Raw genomic sequence first — 17,376 nt, forward strand, 5'->3', positions numbered from 1 at the left:
GTGCGGTACCGGTCCCGGTCCCGGATCCTGTGCCTGTTCCGCACCCGATCCCGACCGCCCATCCCGCCCCGGCCACGATCGTGCACGCGACCGGAAACGCACGCGCGGGAACGGCATCCGCCGCGGTCGTCGTCCCGCCGGACAACCCGGCCTGGGTGCGGAACAGGCACAGGATCCGGGACCGGGACCGGTACCGCACCGAGCACCATCGTGCGCTCAGCGAGCTCCGCGAGGTCGCCCGGCCGGAACAGTCCCGTGGTGTCGTCCGCGGGCAAGACGCGACCGCCGCCGGGCAGGGCCCCCTCTGGCGGGGCCGCGGCGCGACCCGGCACTCCCCCGGCCCCGATGCGGTCCAGGGCCGCGTCGACGGCCGCGCCCATCGCCGCGGCGGAGGGGAACCGGGCGTCCGGGTCTTTGAGGAGCGCCTTGACGACGAGCCGGTCGACACTCCGCGGGATGCCGGAGTGCTGCACCGACGGCACCGGCGGCGGAGACTGCACGTGGGCGCGCATCACCGCGGCGACGGAATCCCGGACGAACGGCGCCCGTGCGGTGAGCGCGAAGTACAACACCCCGCCGAGCTGGTACACGTCGCCGCGTTCGTCGACGGCGTCGCCCCGCGCCTGCTCCGGCGACATGTAGTTCACGCTCCCGAGCACGCTCTGCACGACCGGGATTTCCTGCGTTGTCGCATCGGGTGCGCTGCGGAGGACGTCGGTGCCGAGGGCAGGGCGACCGGCGGCATCCGCGAGGCCGAAGTCGAGCAGGCGCACTCCGTCGATACCGACGTGACCGGCCGGGTCCGGGTCGACCATGATGTTGGCCGGGGAGACGTCGCGGTGGACCAGGCCGATGTCGTGCGCGGCCTCGAGGGCGCGCAGCACCGCGGACGCGACGGTGAGCGCCTGCCTGACGGGCAGCGCCCCGCGATGCTCGACGTATTCGGCGAGGCTGATCCCCGGCGCGCGGTCGAGCGCGATCCAGGCCTGCGGCTCCTCGGCGTTCGCACCGGTGCCTGTGCCGGTGCGGGGCTCGGTCCCGGCGCCGATCCCCGGGCCGTGACCGGTGTGGTGCACGCCGACGCCGAGCACCGCGACGATGTTCGGGTGCCGCAACACGGCCGCGGCCCTGGCCTCCGCAAAGAACGCTTCCCTGGCCCGGTCGGAGCGGGACAGGTGCGGGTGCAGGATCTTGAGGGCGATCTCTCTGACTGCGCCCTCCCCTGCCTGCGTGTCCACGGCGGAGAAGACGGATGCCGACCCGCCCGTCCCGAGGAGTTCGCCGAGCCGGTAGCGGCCCGAGATCAGCCCCTCGCCAGCGCAGACCGTGCGCCGGCCTGCCGGTGCACCGGAGGCATCCGTCGTCTCGGCGGGATCGATCGCGCCTGTCACAGGGGGCTACTTCGCCCGGGCGGCGTAGGTGTTCGCGTAACCGGCGACGGCGGTGACATAGGAGTCGACGTGGTTGTACGCGAAGACGGCCGCGCGCCAGCGGTCGGGCAGCGCGAGGTCGCCGTAGTTGCACAGGTAGCGCCCGGCTGCGAGGGCGGCGTCGTCGATCTGCTGCGGGTCGTCGACACCGTCCCGGTTGCCGTCGGCGCCCCAGCGCTGCCAGGTCGCGGGGATGAACTGCAGCGGGCCGACTGCACGGTCCCACGCCGCACTGCCGTCCCAGGCGCCGCCGTCGGTGTCGCTCATCGCTGCGAAATCAGAGCCGTCGAGGGCCGGACCGAAGATGCCGGGCCGGGCGGTACCGTCGGTACCGAGCGCCGAGCCCGCGTGGGTGCCGTGCCCGGACTCGATGTTGCCGAGGCCGGCGAGGGTGCTCCAGCCGAGTCGGCAACCGGGCTGTTCGGCGGCGAGGGCGAGCGAGGCACCCGCATAGCCGAGCATGGCCCGCCGCGGGATGCCGGTGGCCGCGGCCACGCGGGCAGCCCAGTCCGCGTCCACGAGCGCAGCGTTCCCGGTGAGCAGCGCGGTTTCGCCTGTCGACGCGAGGGACGAGCCGGCGCCGGCGGCGGACTGGTCGGCCGCCGGAGCGGGAGTCGCCGGCGTCACGGTCACGGTCGCTGCGGCATCCGCTGCCGTGGGAACGGAGGGAACAGCGTCGGCGGCCACGGCCGCCACGCTCGCCCGGATGCCCTCCGGTGCGGTGAAGCCGGGTACGAGCCAGCCGAAGACGACCCAGCAGAGCAGCCCGGCGGTCGCTGCGGCACCGATCCAGCCGCGCAGGCCGCGGAGCCGTGTGCCGTTCACCACGCCTGGGCCCGTTCGGCCTCGCTGAGCACCCGGCTGCCCCGGCGGCCGGCCTCGGTCGCGTGGCGGGCGTCTTCGGCGACGAGCGCGACGCGGAAGGCTTCGATCGTGCCGGCGGCGGCTTCCCGGCTCGCGGAGGCGGCGCCGTACCAGCGTCCCGCTGTCATCACGATGCGTTCGCCGATGGTGACCACCCAGCCATGGGTGCCTGCCGACGGCCCGGTGACGACGGTCGCGACCATCGCGTCGCACTGGTCCTTGAGTTCGAGGACGTGCGCCCGCGCGCCGGCGAAGGAGCCGTAGACCGAGGAGCTGCGGCCGAGCTCGCGGCTGTTCGAGGCGAGCAGCCGCCAGATGCCGGAGTGGCCGGAGTCGGCGACGGTGGCGAGGCCACGGGAGCGATCCCGGCCCTCGGCCACCCGGTCGGTCGTTCCGGTGCGGGCGAGTTCTCCCGCGCGGGCGAGTTCGCCGGCGCGTGCGAGTCCGCTGACGCGGGCGACGTCGCCGCCGTGGGCACCGGACTGAACGCTCTCCCGGAAGGCGACCCAGCCCTGCAGGCGCGGGTCCGCGTTGGAACGGAAGGCCGAGAAGACCACACTTGGGCGGGGCGACACAGCGACTCCAACGGCCTGAACCAAACAGCGACGGGTGCAGTCGAGACTGTGTGCCGGCTCGGGTGGGCCAGCCCCGGCAATACTGTGCTGGCCTCAGGTGTCCGGCCCGGGAGTGTCACCTTGCCGGGGGGTGAACGGAAGCTGTCCGGCCCGGCAACAGTTTCGAGAACGCCTAGCGGCGGAACGCCTTTCGCGCCAGCGTGTTCCCGAGGTACTGCACCAACTGGACGAGCACGATGATCAGCAGCACGGCAGCCCAGGTCACGATCGGGTTGAACTGGCGGTACCCGTAGAGCAGGGCGAAGTTACCGAGGCCGCCGCCACCGACGTAGCCGGCGACCGCCGACATGTCGACGAGCGCGACGAAGATGAACGTGTAGCCGAGGATCAGCGGACCGAGCGCCTCGGGCAGGAGCACGGTGAAGATGATCCGGGCCGTTCCGGCGCCCACGCTGCGGGCGGCCTCGATCACGCCGGGCGTCACGGTGAGCAGGTTCTGCTCGACGATACGGCCCATCGCGAAGGATGCCGCGAGCGAGATCGTGAAGATGATCGCGTTATTGCCGATTCCGGTTCCGACCACGAGCCGGGCGAGCGGCTGCGCGGCGGCGAGGAAGATGATGAACGGGATGGGCCGCACGAAGTTGACCAGCAGGTTCAGCACCACGAACACGGGTTTGTTGGCGAGCAGGCTGCCGCCGCGGGTCAGGTACAGGCCGAGGCCGACGATCAGGCCGCCGAGGCCCCCGAAGAACAGGGTGAGGCCGACGATGTAGAGCGTCTCCCCTGCGGCCTTCCAGAGCTGGGGCAGCAGTTCGATGAGGGATTCCATCAGCGCACCTCCGTGACGGTCGTGAGTGTTCTGATCCGATCGAGGACCGCATCGATGCGGTCGTCCGCGCTGCCGGCAGACGCTGTGCGGGCATCCGCCGCCGTGGCGTCGCTGAGCGCGAGGGTGAGATGCCCGAAGGAGCGGCCCTGCACTTCGTTGATGCCGCCGAAGACGACCTCGAATGCGACGCCGGCGCGAGCCAGTTCGCCGAAGACACGGGCCTGGTCGACCGTGTTGTCGCGGAAGGCGAGGGACACGATCCGCCCGGGGTGGCGTCTGCGCAGCACGGCGAGCTCGTCGGCGCTCGGGATGCCCTTGACGACGGTCGAGACGAACCGGGCGGATGCCGGCTGCTGCGGGTTCGAGAACACATCGAACACGTCACCGCGTTCGATGACCCGGCCCTGGTCCATCACCGCGACCTTGCTCGCGATCGTCTGGATCACGTCCATCTCGTGCGTGATCACGATGATCGTCACACCGAATTCCCGGTTGACCCGGGTCAGCAGGTCGAGCACTTCGTGGGTCGTCTCGGGGTCGAGGGCGCTCGTGGCCTCGTCGGCGAGGAGGATGGCGGGCTGGCTCGCGAGGGCGCGGGCGATGCCGACGCGCTGCTTCTGGCCGCCGGAGAGCTGGTCGGGGTACGCGCGGGCCTTGTCGGCGAGGCCGACGAAGTCGAGCATCTCGGCGACCCGCTTGGCGCGTTCGGCCTTGGGCCGGTGCGCCACCTCGAGCGGATAGGACACGTTGGCCGCGACGCTGCGCGAGCCGAGCAGGTTGAACTGCTGGAAGATCATGCCGATGCCGAGACGCACGCTGCGCAGTTCGCGCTCTGCCAGGCCGGCGATGTCCCGTCCGTTGATCAGGATCTCTCCGGACGTTGACCGTTCGAGCGCGTTCACGAGGCGCACGAGGGTGCTCTTGCCGGCTCCCGAGTAGCCGATGATCCCGTAGACGTCGCCGGCCTCGACGGCCAGGCTGACGTCGTCGATCGCGACGACGTCGCTGCCGCCCTTTTCGTGGGGTGGGTAGATCTTGCTGACACCGCGCAATTCGACGATCGGCATTCAGCTCTCCTGGAATTCTCTGGTTTCACACCGGATGCCCGCCTCGCGAGTGCGAAGCGGGCATCCGGGCAACCGGGGGCGACTACTTCTTGTTGGCCTTGGTGTCCGCGACGACCGTGGCGAGCGAGGAGACCAGGTCGGCGACCGGGGTCTTCACGAGAACACCGGAGCCGCCGGAGACGGCGAGCACGCCGTCCTGCACGGCCTGGGTGTCCTGATAGATCTGGACGAGCTTCTGGTAGGTCGCGTTGTCCTTGTCCGCGGCGCGGGCGACGAACACGTTGACGTAGGGGATGGCGGTCGGGTCGGCCGGGTCATCCTTGGCGAGGGCGTCGGTGAACTTCAGTCCGGCCTTCTCGACGAAGTCGTTGTTGATGATCGCGCCGGCGACGTCAGGAAGCGAAGTCGCGGTGAGGGAGGCCTCGAGCGCGGTGACGGTGACCTTGGAGGCCGACGTGTCGATGTCGTCGAGGGTCGAGAAGATCGAGCCGCCGTCCTTCAGCGTGATGAGCTTGGCCGACTGCAGCACGAGGAGCGCGCGGGCCAGGTTGCTCGCGTCGTTCGGCACCGCGATGGTGTCGCCCTTCTGGATCTCGCTGACCTTCTTGTACTTCGTCGAGTACAGGCCGAGCGGGTAGATCGCCGTCGAACCGATCGGGGTGAGGTCCGCGTTGCTCGCCGTGTTGTACTGCGCGAGGTAGACGAGGTGCTGGAACTGGTTGAGGTCGATCTCACCGGCGGTCAGCGCGGGGTTCGGCTGGTCGTATGCGGAGAAGTCGACGATCTCGACCTTGATTCCCGCATCGGCGGCGGCCTTCGTGTAGACGGCCCAGTACGGGTCGCTCGCGCCGACGACGCCGATCTTGACGGTCTTGTCGCTGCCGGCATCCGCCGTGCCGCCGGCGCACCCGGCGAGCAGGGCGAGGAGCGGGACGGTCGCGAGAGCCGCGAGCAAGCGCTTGGACAGAGTTGACTTTTTCACGTGGTGAATCCCCTTGGGTGTGCTGCGGGTGAGAGCCGCGAGTGCTGTCTCGTGGACGGGCCCCGGCAATCGACGGCACAGCAAAGCCACGGCACGAAGGGGTGGGAGTCTGTGCCGCTGCATCGCGAGGCACACCTTCAGGTTAACAAAGGATGCTGCGCCGCGCACGCCGCTGCGTAACACGCGGTCACAGCATCCGCGGTTTTAACCCTCGATCAGCGTCGAAAGTTCGAGCCAGCGAGTTTCGAAGCTCGAGATGGAGGATTCGAGACCCTGCAGCTCGGTGCCGAGCTCGCCGAGGCCTGCGTAGTCGTTCTGGTCGTGGCTGACCATGTTCTGGTTCAACACCACGATCCGGGACTTCTGCTTGGCGACCTTGCGCTCGATGGAGGCGAGCTCCTTCTGCGCGTTGCGGAGCTCTGCACCGCCGATGGCCAGGTTCCTGGCCGGCTTGCCGCCGGAGGTGTTCGAGGCGTTCGCCTCTGCGGGCTTGTCGGAGTCGTTGATCTGCTGCTTGCGCATCTCGAGGTACTGGTCGACGCCGCCGGGCAGGTGGCGGAAGCCGCCCTCGGTGACCGCGTACTGGTTGTCGGTGACGCGTTCGATCAGGTACCGGTCGTGCGAGACGACGAGCAGGGTGCCGGGGAAGGAGTCGAGCAGGTCCTCCATGGCCGCGAGCATGTCGGTGTCCAGGTCGTTGGTGGGCTCGTCGAGGATGAGCACGTTCGGCTCGTCGAGCACGATCAGCAGCAGCTGCAGGCGGCGCTTCTGGCCACCGGAGAGGTCCTTGACCTGGGTGACGAGCTGGGCGCTCATGAAGCCCATCCGCTCGAGCATCTGGCCGGGGGTGATCTCCTTGCCTCCGGCGATGTAGCTCGTCTTCTGGCGGCCGATGACCTCGCTGACCCGGTCGTTCTGGATGCCCTCGAGCTCGAAGAGCTGCTGGGTGAGCACGGCGACCTTGATGGTCTTGCCGCGCTTGACGTGGCCGCTCGTCGGCTGGAGGGTACCGGCGACGAGGTTCAGCAGCGTGGACTTGCCCGCGCCGTTGACGCCCATGATGCCGGTGCGTTCCCCGGGGGCGATCCGCCAGGTGATGTCCTTCAGCACGTGCTTGTCCTCGAAGTCCACCGAGACGTCGATGAGGTCGACGACGTCCTTGCCGAGGCGCTGCATCGCCATCGACTGCATCGTGACGGTGTCGCGGGGCGGCGGCTCGTTCTCGATGAGCTCGTTGGCCGCGTCGATGCGGAACTTGGGCTTGGCGGTGCGGGCGGGGGCGCCGCGGCGGAGCCAGGCGAGCTCCTTCTTCATCAGGTTCTGGCGCTTCGACTCTGTCGCGGCGCTCATCCGGTCGCGCTCGACGCGCTGCAGGATGTACGCGGCGTAGCCGCCCTCGAAGGGTTCGATCAGACGGTCGTGCACCTCCCAGGTCTGGTTGCAGACCTCGTCGAGGAACCACCGGTCGTGGGTCACGACCACGAGGCCGCCGGAGTTCGTCGCCCAGCGGTTGCGCAGGTGCCCGGCGAGCCAGGTGATGCCCTCGACATCGAGGTGGTTGGTGGGCTCATCGAGGAAGATCACGTCGTGGTCGCCGATCAGCACGGCGGCGAGGGCGACCCGGCGGCGCTGGCCACCGGAAAGGTCGTCGACAAGGGCGTCCCAGGGGATGTCGCGCACGAGTCCGCCGATGACGTCGCGGACCTTGGCGTCCCCGGCCCAGAGGTGCTCGTCCATGGTGCCGACGACGGTGTGGCCGACGGTCTGGCCTGAGGCGAGGGCGTCGGACTGGTCGAGCACGCCGATCGTGACGCCGCGGCGGCGGGTGACGCGGCCGGAGTCGGGTTCGATGCGTCCGGCGAGGAGGCTCAGCAGGGTGGACTTGCCGTCACCGTTGCGCCCCACGACTCCGATGCGGTCGCCCTCGTTGAGTCCGACGGTGACGGAGTCGAAGATGACGCGGGTGGGGTATTCAAGGTGCAGGGACTCGGCCCCGAGCAAATGTGCCATAGCTTACAACTTTACCGTGCGCGGCTGGGAGCCCGGCGCGCGGGTCGGGGCAGGCGGATGCCGCGGCTCAGTCGTGGACGAGACGGGCGCCGTGGACCGGGCCCGTCGCCCGCACCACGTGCAGGCGGGAGGCGCTCAGCGCGACCTGGAGCTCGAGCGCGCTGTCGGCATCCGCCACGAGGAACGCGACCGTTGGGCCGGACCCGGAGACGATGCCGGCGAGGGCGCCGTTCTCCTCGCCGAGCTCGATGACCTTGCCGAGGCCGGGGGCGAGGTGCAGCGCCGGGGCCTGGAGGTCGTTGTGCAGGGACTCGGCGAGCATCCGGGCATCGCCGGCGCGCAGGGCCTGGAGCACGTTGGCGTCGACCGTCGGCTGCGCCTGCGCCGGGAAGATGTCCTGGGCATGGCGCTCACGGTGGCGGTCGAGTTCCTGGTACACGCCGGGGGTGGACATGCCGAAGTCGGCCAGGGCGAGCACCCAGTGGAACTGGCCCTTGGCGAGCGCGGGGCTCAACTGGTCGCCGCGGCCGGTGCCGACGGCGGTGCCGCCCGTGAACGCGAAGGGGACGTCGGCGCCGAGAGTCGCGGCGATGGCGAGCAGTTCCTCGCGGGTCGCCTCGGTGCCCCAGAGGGCGTCGCACGCGAGCAGGGTTGCGGCGGCGTCGGCCGATCCGCCGCCCATTCCCCCGGCGATCGGCACGTTCTTCTCAAGTTTGAGATGAACGCCGCCACGATAGCCGGACCGGCGGGCAAGGGCGCGAGCGGCCCGGATCGCGAGGTTGCTGCCGTCGGTCGCAAGGCCGGAGGTGTCGATCGAGCCGGTGAATTCGCAGGAGAAGTCGTCGGCGGGATAGGCGCGCACGTCTTCGCTGAGCGACACGGCCTGGTAGGCGGTCGCGACTTCGTGGTAGCCGTCTTCGAGCACGGCACCGACCTTCAGGAAGACGTTGATCTTGCCCGGCGCCCGCGCGTGCACAACATGAGATGTGGCCGCGTTGGTCATGGTTCTAACCTAGCTCAGCCGCACAGCCCCCTCGTGCGCGGGGTCAGGACGGGTCGGCGGCGGTCCAGGACCTGGCGATGGCGAGGAAGGCGTCGACGGTGAGCTGTTCGCCGCGCTCGGTGGGGTCGATGCCGGCAGCTTCGAGGATCGCGGTCGCCGTTGCCGAGTCACCGAGCACGGTCGAGAGCGACTGGCGGAGCATCTTGCGGCGCTGCTGGAAGGCGCCGTCGACGAGCGCGAACGTCGCGAGGCGCAGGTCCTCGCTCTCGAGCGGGCTCTCGCGGCGCTGGAACGCGATCAGGATCGAGTCGACGTTCGGCACCGGCCAGAACACCTGGCGGCTGACCTTGCCCGCGGTGCGGAAGGCCCCGTACCAGGCGGCCTTGACGCTCGGGCTGCCGTAGACCTTCGAGCCGGGGGGCGCGGCGAGCCGTTCGCCGACCTCGGCCTGCACCATCACGACGCCGGCGCGGATCGACGGGAAGTGCTCGAGCATGTGCAGCAGCACCGGCACCGAGACGTTGTACGGCAGGTTGGCGACGAGCCGGGTCGGCTCCCCCGGCAGGTCAGTGATCTTGAGCGCGTCGGCGCGGAGCACGACGAGCGGCGCGTCCGGGTGCATCAGCTCGACGGTGAGCGGGAGCTGCTCGGCGAGGCGGTCGTCGATCTCGACGGCGACGACGCGCGCACCGGTCTCGAGCAGGCCGAGGGTGAGCGAGCCGAGGCCGGGTCCGACCTCGACGACGGTGTCCTCTGGGGTGATCGCGGCGACCTTGACGATGCGGCGGACGGTGTTGCCGTCGATCACGAAGTTCTGGCCGAGCTTCTTGGTCGGGTTCACGCCGAGCATCTCGGCGAGGTCGCGGATCTCGGCGGGGCCGAGCAGTGAGCGCGGTGTGGGCGCGGCGGATGCCGCGGGCTCGACGGGCAGGGCGGCATCCGTGGCCGGGGTCACCGGAGTGTTCTCGGCGTCGCTCACTGGAGACCCCCGAGGCTGACGGTCGGCGCGGACGGCGCCGGCACGACGGGTTCGGCGTCCCAGCGCCCGTAGACGTGTTCGGTGGTGGTGGAGATCTGGGCGGCCAGCATGGCGACATCCGTTTCGAGGTGGTTGGCCATCGCGCGCAGGGTGTGCGGCAGCAGGTACGGCGCGTTCGGGCGGCCGCGGAAGGGTGCGGGGGTGAGGAAGGGGGCGTCCGTCTCGACGAGCAGCAGCTCGCGGGGAGCAGCGGCGAGGGCCGCGCGGAGCGTGCCGGCATTCTTGAACGTGACGTTGCCGGCGAAGGAGAGGTACCAGCCGTGTTCGGCGCAGATCGCGGCCATCTCGGCGTCCCCGGAGAAGCAGTGGAAGACCGTGCGCTCGGGGGCGCCGACCCGCAGCAGGGTCGCGATGACCTCGGCGTGCGCGTTGCGGTCGTGGATCTGCAGGGCGAGGCCGTTCTGCTTCGCGATCTCGATGTGCGCCTCGAAGCTGCGGTACTGGGCGGCGAGCCCCTCCGGCCCGGTGCGGAAGAAGTCGAGACCGGTCTCGCCGATCGCGACGACCCGCGGGCGCCCGGCGAGTTCGCTGATCTCGGCGAGGGCGTCGTCGAGCGTGCCGGCCTGCTCGTAGTCCGGTGCCTCGTTCGGGTGGATCGCGACGGCCGCGAGCATGCGTGGCTCGCTCGCGGCGGCCTCGGCCGACCAGCGGGAGGTCTCCCGGTCGCCGCCGACCTGGATCACGCCCTGCACGCCCACGCTCACGGCCCGGTCGAGCTGTTCGGCGAGGCTGAGCGGATGCTCGCCGTCGCTGATCTCGAGATGGGTGTGGTTGTCGTACACCGGCACGGGGAGCGGCTCCGGCGGGGCCGGGTAGCTCAGGTCGCGGCCGGCGGTCTGCTCACGCTGGCGGACGGGTTCGTTAGCCAACCGTCGCCTCGATGCGCGGGAAGAGCGCCTCGAGCGGGGAGACGTGGGTGCCTCCGGTCCACTCCCACGCGCGGTCGATGCGCTGGTCGGTGACGAGGCCCTCGCCGCCGAGGGCGGACCAGAGCTTGGCGCACGCCTCGGGGACGACCGGGGAGAGCAGCACGGCGAGGGTGCCGAGGCCGCGCACGGCGGTGAACAGCACGGCGTCGAGCCGGTCGCGGTCGGCGGGGTCCTTGGCGAGGCCCCACGGTTCCTGGGTCGTGATGTAGCCGTTGAGCTCGTCGACGAGTTCCCAGACGGATGCGATCGCCTCGTGGATCGCGAGGCGGGAGATGGCCTCGCCCGCGGCATCCGTCACCCGGATCTCGGTGGCCCGGATGGCCGCGTCCGCCTCGGTGAAGGCCGTCGTGACCGGGATCTCGCCATCGCAGTAGCGCACGACCATGGCGATGACGCGGGAGGCGAGGTTGCCGAAGCCGTTGGCGAGCTCGGACTGGTACCGGGCGGAGAGGTCCTCCCAGGAGAACGAGCCGTCCTGTCCGAAGCTGATGGCGCGCATGAAGTAGTAGCGGAACGCGTCGGAGCCGAAGGTGTCGGTGATCTGGCTCGGGGCGATGCCGGTGAGCTTGGACTTGCTCATCTTCTCGCCGCCGACGAGCAACCAGCCGTGGCCGAAGACCCGGCGCGGCACCGGGAGCCCGGCGGCCATCAGCATGGCGGGCCAGATCACGGCGTGGAACCGGAGGATGTCCTTGCCGACGATGTGCGTGGCCGGCCAGAGCCTGCTGAACCGCTCGTCGTCCTGCCCGTAACCGGCGGCGGTGATGTAGTTGAGCAGCGCGTCGAACCAGACGTAGACGACGTGGCTGTCGTCCCACGGCACCTTGATGCCCCAGTCGAAGCTCGAGCGCGAGATCGACAGGTCGGAAAGGCCCTGCTTCACGAAGGAGATGACCTCGTTGCGGGCGCTCTCGGGCTGGACGAAGTCGGGGTCTTCCTCGTAGAGGGCGAGCAGGCGCTCGGCGAAGGTGCTCATCCGGAAGAAGTAGTTCTTCTCGTGGAGCAGCTCGACCGGGAGGGAGTGGATGGCGCAGACCTGCTGGCCGATGAACTCGCCGGTGCCCTCGATCAGGTCGCTCGGCTGCTTGTATTCCTCGCAGCCGACGCAGTAGAAGCCCTCGTACTCGCCCGTGTAGATATGGCCGGCGTCGTAGAGGTGCTGCAGGAACTTCTGCGCGTTGACCTCGTGGCGTTCGTCGGTCGTGCGGATGAAGTCGTCGTTGCGAATGTCGACAGTCTTGAGCAGCGGCTTCCACGCGGTCTCGACGAGGCGGTCGGCCCATTCCTTCGGGGTGACGCCGTTCGCGGTCGCGGTCCGCAGGATCTTCTGGCCGTGCTCGTCGGTACCGGTGAGCAGCCAGGCGTCCTCGCCGGCCTGCCGGTGCCAGCGCGCGAGGAGGTCTGCGGCCACTTCCGTGTACGCGTGACCGATGTGGGGCACATCATTCACATAGAAAATGGGCGTGGTGATGTAAAAGGATGCTCCGGCGGACATGCCCCCAGTCTATTGGGAGCAACGGATGCCCCGGGCCGGGTTACGTCCCGCCTCGGTTCGGGTCAGAACGGCAGGGGCGGATGCTGCGGCGCGGCCGGCCCACGCGCCCCCGGCTTCTGCGCGAGGGCGGCCTCGTAGAGGTCGCGCTTGCCGAGGCCGGACACCGCGGACACGTCTGCTGCGGCCTCCTTGAGCCGGGCGCCGGCCGCGACCTGGGCGAGCACCTCCGCGACCCCGGTCGCGAGGTCGAGCACGCGCTTCTCGGCCCCGGCGACGACGATCGCGATCTCGCCCTTGACGCCCGCTGCCGCCCACTCGGCCAGTTCGGCGGCGGTGCCGCGCTTGACCTCCTCGAAGAACTTGGTGAGCTCGCGGCAGACCACGACGCGGCGGTCGGCGCCGAGCACCTCGGCGAGGTCGATGAGGGAGGCGGCGAGCCGGTTCGGCGACTCGAAGAAGACCATGGTGCGGCGTTCGTCGGCCACCTCGCGGAGGGCAGACATCCGGTCGCCGTGCTTGCGGGGCAGGAAGCCCTCGAAGGTGAACCGGTCGGTCGGCAGCCCGGAGACGGCGAGGGCGGTGAGCACTGCGGACGGGCCGGGCAGCACGGTGACCGTGACGCCGGCTGCGACGGCGGCGTCGACGAGGTGGAAGCCGGGGTCGGAGACGGTCGGCATGCCGGCGTCGCTCAGCACGAGCAGGTCGGTGTCCCGGGCCAGCTCGACGAGCTCAGCCGCCTTCACCCGTTCGTTGTGGTCGTGCAGGCTGATCAACTGCGGACGGTTCTCGATCGCGAGGGCCTTGAGCAGGTGCACGGTGACGCGGGTGTCCTCCGCCGCGATGACCGTGGCGGTCGTGAGCGCCTCGACCAGCCGGCGCGAGACGTCGCCGAGGTTTCCAATCGGGGTGGCAGCGAGGATGATCATTCCCCCAGTCTCGCAGTCCGCGCATAACCACCGCTCACTACGATGGTCAGCGTGCTCCTCATACGCCGCTGGTTCCCGTGGGCCGGCCCCCTGTTCGTGGTCGTCGTGGCCTCCGTTCTCCGCCTCTGGAACCTCGGCTCCCCGCACGCGCTCGTCTTCGACGAGACCTTCTACGTCAAGGATGCCTGGAGCCTCTTCAACAACGGCTACGAGTCCACCTGGCCGGACAAGGCCGACGAGATCTTCGCAAACGGCAATGCGAATATCTTCACCGACGTCGGATCGTTCGTCGTGCATCCGCCGCTCGGGAAGTGGCTGATCTCACTCGGGATGGCCGCATTCGGGCCGGGAAACAGCTGGGGCTGGCGCATCGTGACGGCCCTGATCGGCATTCTCGCGGTCGTGCTGCTGATGCTCATCATCAGGAAGCTGTTCGGCTCGACCCTGCTCGCGGTCATCGGCGGGTTCCTGTTCGCGATCGACGGCAACGCGATCGTGATGAGCCGGGTGGCGTTGCTCGACAACTATGTGATGTTCTTCGCGCTTCTCGGGTTCGGGGCGATCCTGCTCGACCGGGAGTGGCACGCGACCCGCCTTGCCGCCTGGATGGCGAAACGGGCGGAGACGGGCGAGTGGCCCGGCTGGGGGCCCGCGATGTGGTTCCGGCCGTGGCTCCTCGCCGCGGGCCTCGCCTTCGGGTTGACCATGAGCGTCAAGTGGTCCGGCCTGTACTTCCTCGCCGCTTTCGGCGTCTACGTCGTGGTCGTGGACGCCCTCACCCGCCGGCGGGCCGGCATCCCGTTCTGGGCGAGCGGTGCCATCCTCAAGCAGGGTCCGATCAGCTTCCTGCTGATGGTGCCGATCGCGGTCGTGACCTTCCTCAGCTCGTGGACGGGCTGGTTCGTCACCACGGGCGGCTTCTACCGCACCTGGGCAGACTCACCCGAGACGGCCTGGACCGGGGCATTCGCCTGGGTGCCGCATGTCGTCCAGAGTTTCTGGCACTACCAGGTCGCCGCATACACCTATCACGTCGGCCTCGTCACGCCGCACCCGTACCAGTCGAACCCGCTGACCTGGCTGTTCATGGTGCGCCCGACGAGCATGTATTACCAGTCGTCTGCGGCCGGTGAGGGCACCTGCAGCTTCTCGACCTGCTCAGAGGCGATCACCGAGATCGCCAACCCGCTGATCTGGTGGGCCGGGACCGCCGCCGTGCTCTACCTCGTCTATCGCCTCGCCCGGTACCGGGAATGGCGGGTGGGCCTGATTCTGATGGGCATGGTCGCCGGGTACCTGCCCTGGCTGATGTACACCGGCCGAACGGTCTTCCAGTTCTACTCGATCGCCTTCGAGCCGTACCTGATCCTCGCGCTCACGTTCGTGATCGGTCTCGTGCTCGGACTCGCGCCGGGCACCGGCGGGGTCGGGGCGGACGCCGTGACGCGCGAACCGGACCGGACCGTCGGCATCCGTGTGCTGATCGGCTACCTCGTGGCTGCGGTGCTGGTCAGCGCCTTCTTCTACCCGCTCTGGACGGGAATGCAGATCCCGTTCTCGTTCTGGCAGATGCATATTTGGCTGCCGAGCTGGCGATAGCCGCGCCCGGATCCCCGGAATTCCGGGCGAAGGAGACCCTGCGGTTTCGTGCCGTTTCGGCGATTTGAGGACTCTTCATATGCCGTTTGGGCCATATAGCGACTGGGAAACCGTTGTGAATCCGACCCACGGACCGGGGGTGCGCCCGTAGGATACTTCTATCTGCACCACGAGTGATTGCTCCAGAACCGACTGAGAAGTCCAGATCCAAACCAAAGGCCTCATGTCGGAAGCATCCGTCGCACCCACGGTGCGCATCGTCAAGACCCGTCGGGGTGGCGACTCGAAGAATCCCACCACCGAGTACTCCTCGCTGCTGCACACTGTGCGCAACCTGGGCCTCCTGAAGCGCGCGACCGGGTTCTACTGGTTCGTCTTCGGCATGCTCATCCTCGCAACTGCGGGTCTCGGCACCGGTTTCGTGCTCCTCGGCGACAGCTGGTACCAGCTGATCATCGCCGGCGTGCTCGGCATCATCCTCACCCAGTTCGCGTTCCTCGCCCACGAGGCCTCGCACCGGCAGGTGTTCGAGTCCGGACCCGCCAACGACAAGGCCGGCCGTATCCTCGCGAACCTCTTCGTCGGCATCAGCTACGCCTGGTGGATGAACAAGCACAGCCGCCACCACGCCAACCCGAACGTGATCGGCAAAGACCCCGACATCGACCCCGACTTCATCGTCTTCCGCGAGGAGGACGCCGCGAAGGTGTCCTGGCTCGGCTCGTTCGTCACGCGCAAGCAGGGCTACCTGTTCTTCCCGCTCCTGATGGCCGAGGGCTTCAACCTTCACGTCCAGGGCTTCCGCACGGTCTTCGGCCGCGGCAAGGTCGACAAGCGCTGGCTCGAGATCAGCATGCTCACGACCCGCATCGTGCTCTACGTCGCCGTGATCTTCTACTTCCTGCCGCTCGGCATGGCCTTCGCCTTCATCGGCGTGCAGCTCGCCGTCTTCGGGGTCTACATGGGCGCATCCTTCGCCCCGAACCACAAGGGGATGCCGCAACTCCCCCACGACAGCAAGGTCGACTTCCTGCGCCGCCAGGTCCTGACCTCGCGCAACATCCGCGGCGGCACCTTCATGGACACCTTCATGGGCGGCCTGAACTACCAGGTCGAGCACCACCTGTTCCCGAACATGGCCCGCCCGCACCTGCGGAAGGCGCAGGAGATCACCAAGGAATACTGCCAGTCGCACAACATCCTGTACACGGAGACGGGCCTGTTCCAGTCGTACGGGATCGTCATCGAGTACCTGAACACGGTCGGCCTCGCCGCCCGCGATCCGTTCGACTGCCCCATGGTCGCGCGCTTCCACCACCGCTGACGGCTTTCCGCCGAGCGCGGGTGTTCTGCCGTTGCGCGGGTGGTGCACCACCAGCGGAGCGGCGCAACGCCAGCGCTCGGCGTGAGGGACGGGCGCCGGTGACGCGGGAGTAGGCTCGAATCCATGTGGCTGCCGGGCGTGCTCGTCGCGGTCGCCGCCGCACTCCTTGCCGGGCTCGTGCACGCCCTCGTCCCCGGGATCCCGCTTCTCACGGCCGCCGTGGTGTTCGGAATCGTCGCCGGCCAACTGCCGGTTGCGCGCCGGCAACTCACCGGAGTGCTCGCGCCGGGCCTCTCGGTCGCCTCCAAACGCATCATGCGCCTCGGAATCGTGCTGCTCGGCCTCAAGCTCAGCCTCGTCGACATCCTCGGCCTCGGCTGGGTGACGATCGCGACGACCATCGCGATCGTCGTTCTCACCTTCTTCGGCACGCTGTGGTTCGGTCGGAGGATCGGCCTGCCCGGGCAGCAGCCCCTGCTGATCGCGACCGGATTCTCGGTCTGCGGCGCGTCCGCGATCGGCGCCATGAGTGCCGTCGTGCACGCGGACGACGACGACACCGCCACACCGATCGCCCTCGTCACCCTCTGCGGTACCCTCGCGATCGCGGTCCTGCCCGTCCTGTGGCATCCGCTCGGCCTCGACGCCCTGCAGTACGGCCAGTGGGTCGGCGCGAGCGTGCACGATGTCGGCCAGGTCGTCGCCACCGCGCAGGTCGCCGGGCCGGCCGCCCTCGCCGTGGCGATCGTCGTCAAGCTCACCCGGGTGCTCATGCTCGCGCCGATCGTCGCCGGGGTGTCCCTGCAGGAACGCCGCAGAGACGGCCGCGCGGCAGCCTCGACCTCGGATGCGATGCCCCTGCGGACCGGCACCCTCGCTGCGGTGTCCGCGGATGCCTCGACGCGGCATCCCCCGATCGTTCCGCTTTTCGTCGTCGGCTTTCTGGCTGCCGTGGTGCTGCGCACCCTCGTGCCGTTGCCCGACGGTGTGCTCCTCGTCGCGGACACCCTGCAGACCTACTTACTCGCGACCGCGCTCTTCGGCCTCGGCGCTGCCGTGCAGCTCGAGGTGCTCGTGCGCACCGGCGGACGTGCCCTAACGGTCGGCCTCGGTTCCTGGGCGCTCATCGCCGCCCTCGCCTACGGCGCCGTCCTCCTCGCCTGACCGGTCGCCTGTCGCGGGTCGACCGCCGCGGTTCGCGCAGGTCGGGTCGCGCCGCAGCGATACCACGTGTCGCACGCTTCGGGTCCCGCGAGAGTACACTTTTGGCCCTTAAACCGCAAGTTTAAGGGCCAAAAGTG

At 69.3% G+C, this 17,376-nt stretch carries 15 protein-coding genes; 3 read left to right on the plus strand and 12 right to left on the minus strand.

From position 1 onward, the window contains the following. The 12 genes from QN357_RS11065 to rsmI all read right to left on the minus strand — a co-directional run. Positions 1-1,391: serine/threonine-protein kinase (locus QN357_RS11065; protein WP_323504884.1), on the minus strand; the 1,391-nt coding region annotated here is incomplete at its 3' end. Positions 1,392-1,397: 6 nt separating this feature from the next. Next, positions 1,398-2,255, minus strand: coding sequence for a lytic transglycosylase domain-containing protein (locus tag QN357_RS11070; protein ID WP_323504885.1), 858 nt, complete (start codon positions 2,253-2,255; stop codon positions 1,398-1,400). Then, the gene (locus QN357_RS11075; RefSeq protein WP_322136248.1) at positions 2,252-2,869 is read right to left on the minus strand and encodes a hypothetical protein; all 618 of its coding nucleotides are present in this window, start codon (positions 2,867-2,869) and stop codon (positions 2,252-2,254) included. Before QN357_RS11075 ends, QN357_RS11070 begins: the two co-directional genes overlap by 4 nt. A 172-nt stretch (positions 2,870-3,041) precedes the next feature. Continuing rightward, positions 3,042-3,701, minus strand: coding sequence for a methionine ABC transporter permease (locus QN357_RS11080; RefSeq protein WP_134448217.1), 660 nt, complete (start codon positions 3,699-3,701; stop codon positions 3,042-3,044). Further along, positions 3,701-4,768 (minus strand): methionine ABC transporter ATP-binding protein, encoded by a 1,068-nt coding sequence (locus QN357_RS11085; protein WP_134558184.1) that lies wholly within the window; start codon positions 4,766-4,768, stop codon positions 3,701-3,703. The genes QN357_RS11080 and QN357_RS11085 overlap by 1 nt, the downstream gene beginning before the upstream one ends. A gap of 82 nt (positions 4,769-4,850) precedes the next feature. Further along, positions 4,851-5,735: a MetQ/NlpA family ABC transporter substrate-binding protein gene (locus QN357_RS11090; RefSeq protein ID WP_134448331.1), complete on the minus strand. Its 885-nt coding sequence runs from the start codon at positions 5,733-5,735 to the stop codon at positions 4,851-4,853. Positions 5,736-5,954: 219 nt separating this feature from the next. Continuing rightward, complete coding sequence (locus tag QN357_RS11095) at positions 5,955-7,760, minus strand: ABC-F family ATP-binding cassette domain-containing protein (protein ID WP_134448213.1); 1,806 nt, start codon at positions 7,758-7,760, stop codon at positions 5,955-5,957. Positions 7,761-7,827: 67 nt separating this feature from the next. Continuing rightward, on the minus strand, positions 7,828-8,763 hold the full coding sequence (locus QN357_RS11100; RefSeq protein WP_134448211.1) for a 4-(cytidine 5'-diphospho)-2-C-methyl-D-erythritol kinase: 936 nt from the start codon (positions 8,761-8,763) through the stop codon (positions 7,828-7,830). A gap of 43 nt (positions 8,764-8,806) precedes the next feature. Next, a complete protein-coding gene (gene rsmA, locus QN357_RS11105; protein WP_241975210.1) occupies positions 8,807-9,613 on the minus strand; it encodes a 16S rRNA (adenine(1518)-N(6)/adenine(1519)-N(6))-dimethyltransferase RsmA in 807 nt (268 codons plus the stop codon). 125 nt (positions 9,614-9,738) lie between these two features. Next, on the minus strand, positions 9,739-10,671 hold the full coding sequence (locus QN357_RS11110; protein ID WP_322136249.1) for a TatD family hydrolase: 933 nt from the start codon (positions 10,669-10,671) through the stop codon (positions 9,739-9,741). Next, positions 10,664-12,226: a methionine--tRNA ligase gene (gene metG / locus QN357_RS11115; protein ID WP_134448207.1), complete on the minus strand. Its 1,563-nt coding sequence runs from the start codon at positions 12,224-12,226 to the stop codon at positions 10,664-10,666. The genes QN357_RS11110 and metG overlap by 8 nt, the downstream gene beginning before the upstream one ends. Before the next feature lie 62 nt (positions 12,227-12,288). Beyond that, the gene (gene rsmI / locus QN357_RS11120) at positions 12,289-13,152 is read right to left on the minus strand and encodes a 16S rRNA (cytidine(1402)-2'-O)-methyltransferase (protein ID WP_134448205.1); all 864 of its coding nucleotides are present in this window, start codon (positions 13,150-13,152) and stop codon (positions 12,289-12,291) included. A gap of 51 nt (positions 13,153-13,203) precedes the next feature. Here rsmI and QN357_RS11125 point away from each other — a divergent pair, with 51 nt between their 5' ends. From QN357_RS11125 to QN357_RS11135, 3 genes are all read left to right on the plus strand, one after another. Beyond that, positions 13,204-14,751, plus strand: a complete 1,548-nt coding sequence (locus QN357_RS11125) for a dolichyl-phosphate-mannose--protein mannosyltransferase (protein ID WP_322136250.1) — start codon at positions 13,204-13,206, stop codon at positions 14,749-14,751. A 223-nt stretch (positions 14,752-14,974) separates the two neighbouring features. Continuing rightward, on the plus strand, positions 14,975-16,075 hold the full coding sequence (locus tag QN357_RS11130) for a fatty acid desaturase family protein (RefSeq protein WP_134448201.1): 1,101 nt from the start codon (positions 14,975-14,977) through the stop codon (positions 16,073-16,075). 123 nt (positions 16,076-16,198) lie between these two features. Continuing rightward, on the plus strand, positions 16,199-17,239 hold the full coding sequence (locus tag QN357_RS11135; RefSeq protein ID WP_322136251.1) for a YeiH family protein: 1,041 nt from the start codon (positions 16,199-16,201) through the stop codon (positions 17,237-17,239). The last annotated feature ends 137 nt before the right edge of the window (positions 17,240-17,376 follow it).

It is taken from the genome of Cryobacterium sp. RTC2.1 (genome assembly GCF_035018685.1).
Classification (GTDB): Bacteria; Actinomycetota; Actinomycetes; order Actinomycetales; family Microbacteriaceae; genus Cryobacterium; species Cryobacterium glucosi.